Source organism: Lawsonella clevelandensis, assembly GCF_001293125.1.
Classification (GTDB): domain Bacteria; phylum Actinomycetota; class Actinomycetes; order Mycobacteriales; family Mycobacteriaceae; genus Lawsonella; species Lawsonella clevelandensis.
On sequence record NZ_CP009312.1, the window covers coordinates 96,279 to 110,088 of the forward strand.

Here is a 13,810-nt window from a genome sequence, read left to right on the forward strand (position 1 = left end):
GCGGTATCCGCCATGAGAGTAGTCTGCGAAAGCTACCCAACTAGGTGATTAACTCCCGGCCACAGCACAAGCAGCGCCGTCACCAGGGATAATGAGGTGCCATGCGGCACAGTAAACAAGGCAAGGTTGTGTATTCTTCCGGAGCTAGGCCGTGCTGAGACTGGGATCTCAGGACAATGTTGCCTCAAACGATGCACAAGGACCCGCCCCATCACAAGAAACTGTCCTATACCAACGAGTGCAGTGACACAAAAGGGGACTATAGCCACAATCCACCAGGAGGACCAGCTTTGTGCCGCAGCGACCATTCCGATGGGGAAAGCTGCTTTAATATCTCCCCCACCAATTCCTTGCGTACTAAAGACAGATGGAACAGTGTAGAACAGCATCAATAAACCGCCTCCCAGAACTGCTGTCGAACTAGTCCCGGCTGTCACCGCGTAACAGCTCGCCACCATGATCCCGGCTATCACAACGGGGGTAGGAATCCTTCGGCTTCGGCTATCGTGCCAGGACAGCATAAAGAGCCAGCCCAATACAAGTAATGTCGCACTGGCCTGTAGCATCAGTAAGGGATCAACCACCGCAGTTCTCCTTCGGATGGATGTGAGGATCCCTCAGTGTAAGAGCATCAGGCAGCGTTTAGGGCAGCTACCATGGCAGCGAATACCTCGTCTGTGACGGTCATGCTAGTAAACATTTCAATTTGTGCGACCGCTTGGTGAAGCAGCATCGTGCGTCCTCCCACCACTTTTCCTCCATCGTTCGCCACAATTTGTGCCAGAGACGTGGGCCACGGGGCGTAGACAACGTCAACGAGACGCGGAGTTCGACGGAGGAAATGACCGTATCCTGCAGCAGCATCACCCGGCAGGGTTGAAATGAGAGTATCTGCACTGGTACAGGTATCCTGCAACACAACCGGGTCCGTAAGCGGTACCCACGTGTAGTCGATCCCCAGTTGGGCTGCCAGATGCAGGGTGGGTTGTGCACGCCCTTCAGATCGAGAGGCGATGCTGACGTGTCCTGCTCCGCACTGTTGTAGTGCAGCGAGGTATGGTCTGGCGGTAGCTCCAGCGCCCAGAAGAAGGACGTCTCCCCCGGTATGACCGACATGCTCCAGCGCTGCTAAGGCACCATCAATATCGGTGCAGTCGGCATACCACCCGTCGCCATGTCGAACAAGAGTATTTGCCGATTCGACGAGGTGAGCGCGGGTGGACACAACGTCAGCGAAGCGCAGAGCAGCGTCCTTACAGGGCATGGTGACGGAAAACCCGCGGGTTTCTGGTGCTGTACCGGCGACAATGCCGGGGAGATCTGCTGCGGTGCATTCGATCCGCACATAGTCCCATTCGGTGAGGCCGAGAGCATGGTAGGCAGCTTGGTGAAGGACAGGTGAGAGAGAGTGCGCAATAGGGGAACCCAGGACTGCTGCAGCGAGCATAACGACCTTTCTTCGGGTCCGCCTCAAGCCCTTACTGACTGTCGAAGACCCCGTTTCGGTGGGCTTCTTCGATATCGCGTTCGTGGTCTTTCAGCGTGACATTGAACTTAGTAGTGCCTTGTTTATCAACAGTGACGAAGTAGAGCCATTTGCCGGGAGTCGGTTTTTCCATCGCCTCGACTGCTTCTAGGGTAGGTGAGCAGATGGGGGTGGTAGGAAGGCCCTTCATTGCGTAAGTATTCCAGGGGGTTTCTGTACCGCGTGCAGCTTCGCTGGTGGCGACTTGCTGCTCGGACAGCCCATAGTTCACGGTGGAATCGAATTGGAGTGGTTGATGACGCTTCAGGCGGTTCACGATAACGCGCGCAGCTTTTCCATAGTCGGCAGCTCCCACCTCACGTTGAATGAGGGATGCACCTACGACTACCTCGTAGGGTAAGAGCTTCTGGGCTTTGGCAGCATCCACTAGACCGGATTGCTGGTAGATTTCGGCCGAGGAGGTCACGAGTTCTCTAATGATCTCAAGGGGGGTATGAGTGGGGTTGAAGACGTGTACGCCAGGCAAGATAAGGCCCTCGATCTTTCGCGCAGGGTACTTTGCGGCTGCAACAGCATGGCGCGCCCACGAAGGAACTCCCAGCTGCGCTGGGCCGGCGTTAGCCACTGCTTTTCGGAATGCTGCAGCGCTAATGCAGTGCCGTTGTTCTCCCTTGGTGTAGCAGGATGCTTTAGCGAGATGGCGATAAATTCCGAAGACAGTTTCGCCATTGACGACACGTACGTCCTCCAGAGTGACACCGCCGGGTAGATTCACTGCTCCGGCTCGGTTCGAGGGGTCGAGTAGTCTCTCCACTGCCCGCGCTGCAGCCATCTCTTTACGCAGTTGGTAAAACCCCGGTTGCATAGAGGTGATATTTGGGTTGTTGTTAGCGGCCTGAATAAAGGCCCCCTCAGACTTCACGACTCCCATCGACACGAGCTTTGGTGCGAGAGAGGCAGCGGTAACGCCCAGTGCCACCTCGACCAAAACGGAGCCGGACCCGGCACCTTGATAGTCAGGGTAGACCGGAACTTGACTGCGACGATGCTGAACTAAGCCGGCGAAGAGCGCCAATACAAGGACAATCACCACTCCGAGGGTGAGAGTACTCCGTCGATCGATTGCCGAGTCCAACCTGCGGAAAGAGGCTGTGATTCCGCGGGACGGTGTGGTGTTGCCCGCCTCGTTCCTCTCCGTTGGAGTGGAGACAGTGGGGGTGTCTCCACCGTTGAGTTCGGACTGCGGTTCGGGAGCGTTATCGCCGTTATGTCGTCCCACTACCTCACTGCTCCTTTTACGTATCGTGAGAGTGCCGTTTGCGAAGGTCGAGCCATGTATTGAGGATTTCTACTGCCGCAGCTTGGTCTACGAGGGCACGTTGCGCCCGGCTTGCGACGTTGGAAGAGCGAAGTGCCTGTGTTGCCACAACTGTAGAAAGGCGTTCGTCTACTAAGCGTACCGGTATTTCGGGCCAACGTTCTCGAAAAGTATTGACAAAGCCGATGGCCATTTCCACTGAGCTAGAGGCGCGGTTCCGCAGTGTGCGGGGTAATCCCACCACAATCTCCACCGGTTCATATTCCTCGATCAATAGTTTGATCTGTTGGAGTGTTGCAGCAGGCCACGGATATTGTTTGAGGTGGATTGTGGTGACCGGAGTGGCAAGAATTCCATCCGGGTCACAGGACGCCACACCAATGCGGGCTTTACCGACATCAAAAGACAGCCGGCGGCCGCGGCCAGGATCATCCTCGCCTGGAGTATCAGGCAGGTAGTCGTCTAACTCCACGATGAGTGCCTACGCGCCCACAGCGGCAACTACAGTATCAACTGCAGCATATGCTGCCTCGAGTCCTTCTGCATCAGTACCGGAGCCTTGGGCCAGATCTGGTTTTCCGCCTCCGCGGCCACCAATGGTAGGGGCGGCGGCTTTCACGATGTCTCCGGCGTTCACTCCGCGTTCAATAGCCGCTTGGTTGACAGCCACAACGAAGGGCAGTTTATAGCCTTCTGCGGTAAAGAGCGCGACTACCGCTGGTGTCTCCGCGAATCGACCACGAATATCGCAGGCGAGGGTACGAAGTTGACCACCATCAGCACCAGCTGGGCCAGTCATGGCGACAACCTTAATACCGTTCACGTCATGGGCGTCGTTGACATATGTGGCGGCGGCCTGCAGAACTGCCTCCATATGTAGCTCGGCGAGTTCTTTTTCGAGGTTTTTGACCGACTCTTGCAGGCTACTTACGCGCTGTACGATATCGCCAGGCTTCGCCTTGAATCGCGAGGCTAGCTCGCTAACAATACGTTGATCAGTTTTTGCAGCATCTAATGCACGCAATCCGACATAGGCTTCGACACGCCGAATACCTGAGCCAACAGATGACTCTCCGATAAAGCGAACCGGTCCGATTTGTGCAGTAGAGCTTACGTGGGTGCCACCGCAGAGTTCCTTGGAGAAGACACGTTCCTCTCCTCCCCCAATGGTGACGACGCGAACTTCATCACCATAGTTTTCACCGAAGAGGGCGACAGCACCGGACGCTTTGGCCTCGTCCAGGCTCATGATCTCGGTTATTACCGGAAGATCCTGGTCAATCGCCGTGTTGACGCGAGTTTCGATTTCGGCAAGTTCCACGGTGCTCAATGGATCTGTCCAGTTAAAGTCAAACCGCAAATAACCCGGTTTATTGAGAGAACCAGCCTGTACAGCTTGGTCTCCCAACACGGTACGTATTGCCGCATGGACAAGGTGAGTAGCAGTGTGTGCTTGCGCAGCATGACGTCGGTAGGTTCCATCGACCTGTGCCTGGGCAGGTCCGGGGGCCGCCGTACCAATGGAGATAGTCCCTCGATGGAGCCAGACTTTCTTACCCACTTTTTGTACATCGGTGATGGCTACTTCTCCAGATGCTGTGGTGATGGTGCCGCGATCGGCACACTGCCCGCCGGACTCCGCGTAAAAGGGGCTCTCGCCGAGAATGACTTCGACTGCGGTGCCAACACTCGCTTCAGTCACTACGTCCCCATCGACGATAATGCCGAGAATCTGGGTATCGGCAACAAGACTCTCGTACCCCGTAAATTCGGTTGGCTGGTTATCGATGAAGTCTCGGTAGACCCCCACGTCAGCGTGTGCGTGTTTCTTTGCCTGTGAATCTGCCTTAGCGCGTTGCTTCTGCTCCTGCATCCGCTGTTGGAAGGCATCATTATCGACACTCAACCCCTGCTCCGCCGCCATCTCACGGGTGAGGTCGATGGGGAAACCGTGGGTGTCGTGCAAAGTGAAGGCCACATCACCAGGAACTACTGTCTGACCAGCGTCTTTGAGGTCACTTACAACGGCTGTGAAAAGCTTGGTGCCAGCATCAAGAGTCCGCAGGAAGGCTTTCTCCTCCGTGGTACACACTTTCTGGATATGGTCACGCTGCGCTGCCAGCTCGGGGAAGGAAGGTGTCATTGACTGACAGACGGTAGAGGTCAACTCCTGCATTACAGTACCCGTGGCTCCCAGCAGACGAGCTGAGCGAATGATACGGCGAATGAGGCGCCGCAGAATATAACCACGTCCCTCATTACCCGGGGACACTCCATCCGCAATGAGCATCACCGCGGTGCGCGAGTGATCAGCAATGACCCGGAAATACACCGCATTCTGATGATCCTCAGGGTCATCGCTATACGCTGTTCCTGTCAGGCACTCTGCCGTGGTGATAGTCGGCCTTAGAAGATCTGTTTCATAGACGTTTTCGACCCCCTGCAGAATAAAAGCAACGCGTTCGATGCCCATGCCGGTATCAATATTCTTCTGAGGTAGAGATCCGACAACTTCGTAACCGTCTTTGCCGATGCCTTCCCCACGTTCCTTTTCCATGAAGACAAGGTTCCAGATTTCGATATAGCGATCCTCGTCCACTACCGGACCGCCTTCTTTACCATAGGCAGGACCACGGTCAAAGAAAATTTCGGAGGACGGACCACAAGGGCCGGGCACACCCATCGACCAAAAGTTGTCCTTCATACCACGCCGTTGAATATGGTCTTCGCGGAGTCCTACGACGTCGCGCCAGATCGCGAATGTTTCATCATCATCTTGGTAGACAGTCGCCCACAACAGGTCCGGGTCGAATCCATAACCACCTTCGTTAACTGGACTGGTCAGGAGAGTCCAGGCGTGCGTGATGGCACCTTCTTTAAAGTAGGCACCGAAAGAGAAATTACCCGCCATCTGGAAGAACGTGTTGTGGCGAGTAGTGATACCCACCTCGTCGATATCAAGCGTACGGACGCATTTTTGGATGGAGGTTGCTGTTGCGAATGGAGCAGCTTGTTGCCCCAGAAAGTAAGGCTTAAAGGGAACCATGCCGGCGTTAACGAACAACAGGGTGGGATCATCAAGCACAAGCGAAGCAGAAGGAACAAGCGTATGCCCAGCCTTCACATAGTGGTCAATGAAACGTTGCCGAATTTCATGGGTGTACACGGATGAGATCCTTTTCCCTTTAAGCACCACGCTGCACCCATTCCGGTCGCCCCATCATCACGATGTGGCACCACACAAAGGCAGCGGCAGTTCTACAGTGTGCGTGTATCGTTTTCTAGCTTCTTAGCTTACCTGGTAAAGCAACGGGACCCATCACCTGAGCTTGTAGCTGGACCGAAGGCTACCTATCTCTTTTGGGTCTCCCACGCACCGCTGCACGCAATTTGGGCAGCCAGCTGGCAATCCGCTTCTCCGCTCCGTGCTCCGTGGGATGGTAATAATCTTTACCCACGAGGTTATCCGGAGGATACTGCTGTGCCAGAATGCCGTCGGCAGTATGGTGTGGATACTGATAGCCAATAGCATTGCCCAGCTTTTTCGCCCCCTCATAATGGCCATCCCGCAGATGTGGAGGCACCGGGCCGATATTATGTCCCTCTCGAACATCTGCAAGAGCAGCGTCGATAGCGGCGTAACACGCATTAGATTTAGGCGCAGTCGCCAGGTGGACCGTCGCTTCCGCAAGGATGATGCGGCCCTCCGGCATCCCGATCATCTGCACTGCTTGTGCTGCTGCTACAGCAGTGTGCAATGCGGTTGGATCCGCTAGCCCTATATCCTCCGCAGCAAGAATCATCAAGCGTCGCGCAATAAATCGGGGATCTTCCCCGGCACTTATCATGCGGGCCAAGTAGTGAAGTGCGGCATCGGGGTCGGATCCACGCACGGACTTAATGAAGGCACTAATGATGTCGTAATGCTGATCGCCATTGCGGTCATAGCGCGCTAATGCATCCGGTGTTGAACGCTCAATATCCGCGACAGTAAGTGGCGCAGTAACGTCCACCCGGGCATCCGCCGCCGCTTCCAGGTAGGTTAATGCACGCCGCGCGTCCCCTCCCGACAATCGAACGAGATCGGTGTATGACTCTTCTTCAACCGTCAGAGCCCCGCCAAAGCCACGCGGATCACTAACTGCCCGTTCTAAGACACCCCGCACATCTGCTGGAGAAAGCGACTCCAATTGCAATACAAGCGAGCGGGATAGTAGTGGAGCTACTACAGAGAACGAGGGGTTCTCTGTAGTAGCAGCAACCAAGAGCACTACGCGGTTTTCTACGGCAGCAAGAAGCGCTTCTTGCTGGGTTCGGGAGAAACGATGAACTTCATCAATGAACAGCACCGTATTAATACCGCGAATAAGCCGAGTTCGGGCATCAGAGATAACCTGCCGAACATCCTTGACACCTGCTGAAAGCGCTGACAGTTCAACGAATTCGCGTTCGGTTGCCCCAGAAATGAGACTCGCTAGCGTAGTTTTCCCAGTACCTGGTGGACCGAACAGGATAACAGAATTTGCACCTCCGCCTTCGATAAGCCGACGAAGCGGAGACCCCGGTTTGAGGAGGTGCTGTTGCCCCATCACTTCATCAAGAGTGCGGGGGCGCATCCGTACGGCTAACGGCGTATTGTCGCGCTGCGAACGCGAAGAGTTCGAGGGTCCCACAGACGATACTGGAGGTGCTAAAGACGCCGTTACGTAGGATTCTGCAGTGGAGTTGTGCACGGTAAAGAGACCAAGATCATTCTCATCCATGAGGCCTCCTTTGTCGTCGCTTAGGCGTGGTTCGCTAATGCCGCAGCCACATCGCGAGCGTGCTGAGCAAGCTCAGCGTCCTCCCAGTACTCTGCCAGCGTACCAAGCTGGCGAAGTATGCGAATGGCGAGAGACCGAAGAATGATTTCCGTGCCCGCATTATCTTTACCCGTTGCATGTTCGAAGTCGCTGTCTTCATCAAGAACCCAGCTCACACTCAACCATGCCCAGGTAAGCGCGCCATCGAGAATGCGTTTGTGGGACGACTGCGGACGACGCATCCGGGGCCACATCGCATCCACCTGCTCTACCCAGGTCTGAGTAACAGCGTCAATTTCCTCAGTGGTCAGTTGATATCCGCGCAAATCGGAGGGGAACCCCAGCAGAATTGCTGCAACATCAACCCCAATATCTCGATATCCGCAGAACGCGAAGTCCAATAGTTGCACATTATGTTGTGTGACGAGAATATTTTCCGGGATCAGCTCTGCCGCGCTAAAGGCACGATAACTTCCTTGAACTGCGCGTTTCACGCTGCGCTTCCCCCGGTCCTGGACAGACTCAGCCAGGTGAATTCCCAACTTTTCCCGCAACAACAGAGGGACACCCTCTAGTGTGTCTGCCAAAAGATGTGAGGAAAATGGCACGACGAGACCAGGAGTCTTTGCCTGTGCACGATGGAGCAAGGCATGGAAATCGTCTTCTCGGCCAGCAGTAGATACTTGCATCGTGCCAATATGTGCTGCCAGGTCCCGTAACGCAGTCAGTGTTGCAGCAGTATGTGCACCGTGGTTAAAGACATCGTGAAGAGTGCGGGTGTTCCCTACATCCGAGAGAACGAACGCTCGTTCAGCAAAGTCGTAGGCAATAAGTTCTGGCCCAAAACTGTCTGGGGTACCGAGTGAGCCCACAAACTGATAGCCCACAATTTCGCGAAGCAATAGCCCGTCGCGTTCTTCCCCACGGTCGGGGAATACCTTCACGACGACTTTTCGAGATGGAAGAAATGGACTATCGGTGGTTATGCCACGAACGAGAATGGCGTCGGAATCCGACTCGATACGCTCGGTGTGCGAAAGAGTAACCGGGCTGCCAACCCGGGCACTGAGAATTCGCTCACCGAGCGCTATCGCGTCATCAACAGTGTTAGTCATTGTCCTTAGTAGCTTCACGCTTCTCTCCGCGATCTCCGGACCGGACCGGCTTCGCGTCGATCCCAGATTCCTTACGCTGCTGAGGAGTAATGGGAGCGGGAGCGTTCGTCAGCGGGTCGACACCGCCACCTGACTTAGGGAAGGCGATGACGTCTCGGATAGACTCTTCGCCTGCCAGCAACGCGGTAATACGGTCCCAACCGAAGGCCATCCCACCGTGCGGCGGCGCACCATATTTGAAGGCATCGAGAAGGAAGCCGAACTTCTCCTGTGCTTCCGGCTCACCGATACCCATCACTTTAAAGACACGCTCCTGTACGTCGCGTCGATGGATACGGATGGAACCGCCACCGATTTCATTGCCATTGCAGACAATGTCGTAGGCGTACGCCAGCGCAGTGCCGGGATCCGTGTCAAAGGTATCCATAGACTCCGGCTTCGGAGAAGTAAATGCGTGATGGACAGCAGTCCATGCAGAGTTGCCCAAAGCGACGTCACCGGAAGCGGTAGCGTCCGCAGAGGGTTCAAAGAGCGGTGCGTCGACAACCCACGTAAAGGCCCAGTCACCGTCCTTGATAAGACCAAGCTTCTTAGCAATCTCGTTGCGAGCGGCACCCAGCAGAGCCCGTGAGGACTTTGCGTCACCGGCAGCGAAGAAAATGCAGTCGCCTGGCTCAGCGTTCACATGAGCTGCGATGCCTTCACGCTCTTCAACAGAGATGTTCTTCGCAACAGGGCCAGACAGCTCTCCATCCTCGCCCACCAGAATGTAGGCGAGTCCCTTGGCACCACGCTGCTTTGCCCACTCTTGCCAGGCGTCAAGCTGACGACGAGGCTGAGAAGCTCCGCCCTTCATGACGACAGCACCCACGTAGGGGTTCTGGAATACCCGGAAGGGTGTGTTCTGGAAGAAGTCAGTACACTCCACGATCTGAATATCGAAACGCAGGTCAGGCTTGTCGGAACCGTAGAGACGCATAGCATCTGCATATGTCATGCGCGGGATGGGAGTAGTGATCTCGTAGCCAATGAGCTTCCACAGGTTGACGAGAATCTCTTCAGCCAAGGCAATGATGTCTTCCTGGTCGATAAAACTCATCTCGATATCAAGCTGCGTGAACTCGGGCTGCCGGTCAGCACGGAAGTCCTCGTCGCGGTAGCAGCGAGCAATCTGGTAATAACGCTCCATACCAGCGACCATCAGTAGCTGTTTAAATAGCTGCGGTGACTGTGGCAACGCATAGAACGTGCCCGGTTGAAGACGTGCCGGCACGAGGAAGTCACGAGCACCTTCAGGAGTGGACCGCGTCATGGTCGGAGTTTCGATCTCCACGAAGTCGTGCTTCGCTAGTACCTCACGTGCAGCAGCGTTGACTTTAGAGCGCAGCCGGAGATCGTAAGCAGGCTGATCACGCCGTAGGTCAAGATACCGGTAGCGGAGCCGAACTTCTTCACCAGGCTCATCATCAAGCTGGAACGGCAGCGGCGCGCAACTGTTGAGAACTTCCAGTTCTGCGACATTAACCTCAATCTCGCCGGAAGCTAGGTTCGGGTTCTCAGACCCCTCCGGACGAGCCTCCACGACACCAGTAACCTTGATGCAGTACTCAGAGCGCAGGTGGTGGGCTTGTTCTGCGACTGTGGAATTGCGGAACACCACCTGGGCGATGCCCGAGGAGTCCCGCAGATCCACGAAAATAACGCCACCGTGGTCACGGCGACGAGCAACCCAACCAGCGAGGGTAACAGTCTGTCCAGTAGCAGCGGCGTTCAGTTCGCCGGCGAAATGCGTGCGCAGCACGAGAATCCTTCCATGCTGAAAGTTATCAAAAAGCCTTAGGCATACGTTGACCTAGTCTACTCGTTTCCCTGCAGGCAGCCGAACTCACTTCGTCCGCCTCACCATAATTTTGTAGAAGAGTTTGCCGGTTTGAGAAGCATGTTCGCGCCCGCACATTAGTTGCGGATCCTCTCCGCAGTAGCCCGTCAATCGGGTAATTTCATCTGCAGATAGTGCAAAGGAGCGCACAATGACTTTCCAAACTGGCGGTAACCTCTCTGGTGGCCGAGTCTCTGCAGGTGGAGGCCGTGGCGGACTCGTTATTGGAGGCGGGCTAGGGACTATTGCTCTTGTCCTGGTAGCAGTATTCTTTGGGGTGGATCCACAAGCTATTCTGCCTGCTATCCAGGGCAGTGAGGGTTCTCAGCAAAACGCTGCTGCGGTCCAAGACCTGCAGAATCGTATTGACCGCTGTAAGAAGAGCGACTCGGCAGCGGCAAACGAGGATCCTGTCTGCCGTATTGTGGCGACAACGATCAGCGTGGATGCCATTTGGGGGGAACAGCTCCCCCGCCAAATGGATACGCAATATCGACGTCCCAACACCGTCATCTTCGATCAAGCTGTGAATACCGCCTGTGGTACGGCAAGTGTTGAAACCGGGCCTTTCTATTGTTCAGGCGACAATACCGCCTACTTCGATCTGAGCTTTTTTGAGACGATGCTGACCCGTTTGGGAGGTGTCAATGCGCCAGCCGCGCAGGAATATGTGGTTGCCCACGAATACGGTCACCATGTCCAAAATGTTCTTGGCTGGTTGACTCAAGACCGTATGCGCAGCAGTGGCCCTAATTCCTCACAAGTTCATCTCGAACTGGAAGCAGACTGTTTTGCGGGCCTGTGGTTCCACTATGCGTCTCGTCCTGGCAACCAGCCTTCTGACGCACCAATGTTGAAACCGCTCACCAATGACGAATTGCAATCGATTAGGGTCACTGCCCAAGCGATTGGTGACGATGCTATCCAGGAAGGTGCTGGTCAGCAGGTAAATCCCGAAAGATGGACCCACGGGTCATCACAGCAACGCCTCAATGCTTTCATGACGGGCTATAACAATGGGTCTATAGAGCGGTGCCACGCTTTAGGACGTTAGCACCACACGTGTGAACTTAAGAACGAGAAAACGAGGTGGGTAGCGTATTACGTCTACCCACCTCGTCATGAACAACTCAACTAGTAAGGATCAACCTACCAGGCTTTCACGCCTGAAGTGTACGCGACACCGTTGAAGTTACCTCGGATTGCACAACCTCATGCTGTTCACCCGTACGGAGATCCTTCACCACTACCGTTCCATTAGCCATCTCATTCTCTCCAACGACCAGCGCAAGAACGGCACCAGACTTATCGGCGGCTTTGAACGCCCCCTTCATCCCACGTGACCCAAACACCATATCGGTACGAATACCGGCTCCACGGATATCAGCAAGAAGTGGTATCAACGTTTCTTTTGCTGCCTCGCCCAGCGGGACGCCGAATACTTCACAGTGTGCCTCCGAGCCTGGTACGCATCCTTCTTCTTGGCAGGCCAAAAGAATACGGTCGACACCCAGCCCAAAACCAATTCCAGAGAGAGGCTGACCGCCAAGTACTTCCATTAGTCCGTCATAGCGGCCCCCACCACCAATGCCAGATTGTGCGCCCAGCCCATCATGAACAAACTCAAAAGTTGTCTTGGTGTAGTAGTCGAGGCCGCGGACCATCCGCGAATTCACGACATAGTCAACACCCACCGTGTCGAGAATACGCAGTACAGACTCAAAGTGGTGACGGCACTCGTCGGAAAGATAATCCAGCATGAGCGGAGCGTCAGCGGTCATCTCCCGTACCTCAGGACGTTTGTCGTCCAATACCCGCAGTGGGTTAATCTCCGCCCGCCGACGAGTCTCCTCATCTAGCGGTAGGTCGAACAGAAATGCCTGCAGGGATTCCCGGTAGGCCGGTCGACAGGTCTGGTCACCCAAGCTTGTCAGCTCAAGACGATACCCCCGCAGGCCCAAGCTTCGCAGCGCACTGTCTGCCATCGAGATAACTTCTGCGTCCAAAGCAGGGTCATCGACGCCAATAGCTTCTGCGCCAACTTGTTGGAGCTGCCGGTAGCGGCCTGCCTGCGGACGTTCGTAACGGAAGAATGGCCCAGCATAGGTGAGCTTGAGGGGAAGCTGACCACGGTCAAGATTGTGTTCAATCACAGAACGCATAACTCCGGCCGTTCCCTCCGGACGAAGTGTTAGTGAGCGGCCAGAACGATCAGAGAAGGTGTACATCTCTTTCGTCACCACGTCGGTAGATTCACCGACCCCACGAGCGAATAGACCAGTATCTTCAAACATCGGAAGTTCGATGTGTGAATAGCCGTAGTTTCGGATGGTAGTGATAAGAGTCTCGCGGACAGCCTGGAAGTGCGCCGACAGTGGAGGGACGTACTCGGGCACGCCTTTGGGAGCTCGAAATGATACGGCAGCTGATCCTTTAGCCATCCTCACGTTCTTTCTTTTCAATAGCGATACTGCTGTCTATTATGTCGTATTCTGGTCGCTTTACCGGAAGCGACGCAGATAGACATTGTCGGCACGTTCGGCCGCCATCGTGCTGGTTTCTCCGTGTCCGGGGGCGACAAGTACGTCTCCGGGCAGCGGAATAAGCTCCCGCTCGATCGAATCAAGCAAGGTCTGCGCATCGCCGCCAGGTAAATCAGTGCGTCCCACCGCCCCTTTAAACAGGGTATCTCCGGAAAAGAGGACCGTCGGGGCAGAAGAGCCATCAGAGATAAGCAAACCGACGCCACCCGGAGTATGTCCTGGCAACGGGAGCACCTTTACAGTGAGATCAGCCGCAGTAAACTCCTCGTCGCAATACGTGAAAAGACTCTCTGGTGCATGCCATGATGAGAAGGGGAAGAGTGTCGACAATGTCGGGCCAACTCCTGCCGCCGGGTCCTCCACCATAAACACATCGTCGCGGTGCACAATCACGGGAATCTCATACGTGGCTGACAACTCCGGGGTACTCCAGATATGGTCTGCGTGGCCATGGGTGAGGTAGATCCCTACCGGGTTCAGTCCGTTGTCACTAATGAGTTTGCACACCGGCGAATAGGCTTCCTGCCCCGGATCAATGATGATGCAGTCATCATTAGAATCACTTGCCACGATGTAGCAGTTCGTGCGGAAAGCGCCTGCGGGAAAAGTAGCGATCCTCATACGGACCTCTTTTCTGGAACATAAGGGCAATCACCCTTCACCAACA

Annotated in this window: 11 protein-coding genes; 1 reads left to right on the top strand and 10 read right to left on the bottom strand. The window is 55.2% G+C overall.

Annotated elements, in window-relative coordinates; all coding sequences use genetic code 11:
- Window positions 1-32: 32 nt before the first annotated feature.
- The 8 genes from IY73_RS08795 to aspS form a co-directional block, all read right to left on the bottom strand.
- Window positions 33-566, bottom strand: a complete 534-nt coding sequence (locus IY73_RS08795; RefSeq protein ID WP_390175773.1) for an A24 family peptidase — start codon at window positions 564-566, stop codon at window positions 33-35.
- A gap of 65 nt (window positions 567-631) precedes the next feature.
- Window positions 632-1,447 (bottom strand): shikimate dehydrogenase, encoded by an 816-nt coding sequence (locus tag IY73_RS00475; RefSeq protein WP_053961336.1) that lies wholly within the window; start codon window positions 1,445-1,447, stop codon window positions 632-634.
- 31 nt (window positions 1,448-1,478) lie between these two features.
- Window positions 1,479-2,765, bottom strand: coding sequence for an endolytic transglycosylase MltG (gene mltG / locus IY73_RS00480; protein WP_053961337.1), 1,287 nt, complete (start codon window positions 2,763-2,765; stop codon window positions 1,479-1,481).
- Between the two features lie 16 nt (window positions 2,766-2,781).
- Window positions 2,782-3,276, bottom strand: coding sequence for a Holliday junction resolvase RuvX (ruvX, locus tag IY73_RS00485; protein ID WP_053961338.1), 495 nt, complete (start codon window positions 3,274-3,276; stop codon window positions 2,782-2,784).
- 9 nt (window positions 3,277-3,285) lie between these two features.
- Window positions 3,286-5,970, bottom strand: a complete 2,685-nt coding sequence (alaS, locus tag IY73_RS00490; protein WP_053961339.1) for an alanine--tRNA ligase — start codon at window positions 5,968-5,970, stop codon at window positions 3,286-3,288.
- A gap of 181 nt (window positions 5,971-6,151) precedes the next feature.
- Window positions 6,152-7,567, bottom strand: coding sequence for a replication-associated recombination protein A (locus IY73_RS00495; RefSeq protein ID WP_053961340.1), 1,416 nt, complete (start codon window positions 7,565-7,567; stop codon window positions 6,152-6,154).
- Between the two features lie 20 nt (window positions 7,568-7,587).
- Window positions 7,588-8,721 (bottom strand): hypothetical protein, encoded by a 1,134-nt coding sequence (locus IY73_RS00500; RefSeq protein ID WP_053978650.1) that lies wholly within the window; start codon window positions 8,719-8,721, stop codon window positions 7,588-7,590.
- The gene (aspS, locus tag IY73_RS00505; RefSeq protein ID WP_053961342.1) at window positions 8,714-10,522 is read right to left on the bottom strand and encodes an aspartate--tRNA ligase; all 1,809 of its coding nucleotides are present in this window, start codon (window positions 10,520-10,522) and stop codon (window positions 8,714-8,716) included. Before aspS ends, IY73_RS00500 begins: the two co-directional genes overlap by 8 nt.
- 229 nt (window positions 10,523-10,751) lie before the next feature.
- Here aspS and ypfJ point away from each other — a divergent pair, with 229 nt between their 5' ends.
- Window positions 10,752-11,654, top strand: a complete 903-nt coding sequence (gene ypfJ, locus IY73_RS00510) for a KPN_02809 family neutral zinc metallopeptidase (protein ID WP_053961343.1) — start codon at window positions 10,752-10,754, stop codon at window positions 11,652-11,654.
- A 106-nt stretch (window positions 11,655-11,760) separates the two neighbouring features.
- Here the strand turns inward: ypfJ and hisS are convergent, their stop codons facing one another.
- A complete protein-coding gene (hisS, locus tag IY73_RS00515) occupies window positions 11,761-13,041 on the bottom strand; it encodes a histidine--tRNA ligase (RefSeq protein ID WP_053978651.1) in 1,281 nt (426 codons plus the stop codon).
- Window positions 13,042-13,101: 60 nt separating this feature from the next.
- The gene (locus IY73_RS00520; RefSeq protein ID WP_053961345.1) at window positions 13,102-13,764 is read right to left on the bottom strand and encodes an MBL fold metallo-hydrolase; all 663 of its coding nucleotides are present in this window, start codon (window positions 13,762-13,764) and stop codon (window positions 13,102-13,104) included.
- Window positions 13,765-13,810: the final 46 nt, after the last annotated feature.

Excerpts from the sequence above, each read along its gene's own strand:
- hisS (WP_053978651.1), bottom strand. The coding sequence starts at position 13,041 with ATGGCTAAAGGATCAGCTGCCGTATCATTTCGAGCTCCCAAAGGCGTG.
- IY73_RS00500 (WP_053978650.1), bottom strand. The coding sequence starts at position 8,721 with ATGACTAACACTGTTGATGACGCGATAGCGCTCGGTGAGCGAATTCTC.
- IY73_RS00495 (WP_053961340.1), bottom strand. The coding sequence starts at position 7,567 with ATGGATGAGAATGATCTTGGTCTCTTTACCGTGCACAACTCCACTGCA.
- IY73_RS08795 (WP_390175773.1), bottom strand. The coding sequence starts at position 566 with ATGCTACAGGCCAGTGCGACATTACTTGTATTGGGCTGGCTCTTTATG.
- ypfJ (WP_053961343.1), top strand. The coding sequence starts at position 10,752 with ATGACTTTCCAAACTGGCGGTAACCTCTCTGGTGGCCGAGTCTCTGCA.
- IY73_RS00475 (WP_053961336.1), bottom strand. The coding sequence starts at position 1,447 with ATGCTCGCTGCAGCAGTCCTGGGTTCCCCTATTGCGCACTCTCTCTCA.
- IY73_RS00520 (WP_053961345.1), bottom strand. The coding sequence starts at position 13,764 with ATGAGGATCGCTACTTTTCCCGCAGGCGCTTTCCGCACGAACTGCTAC.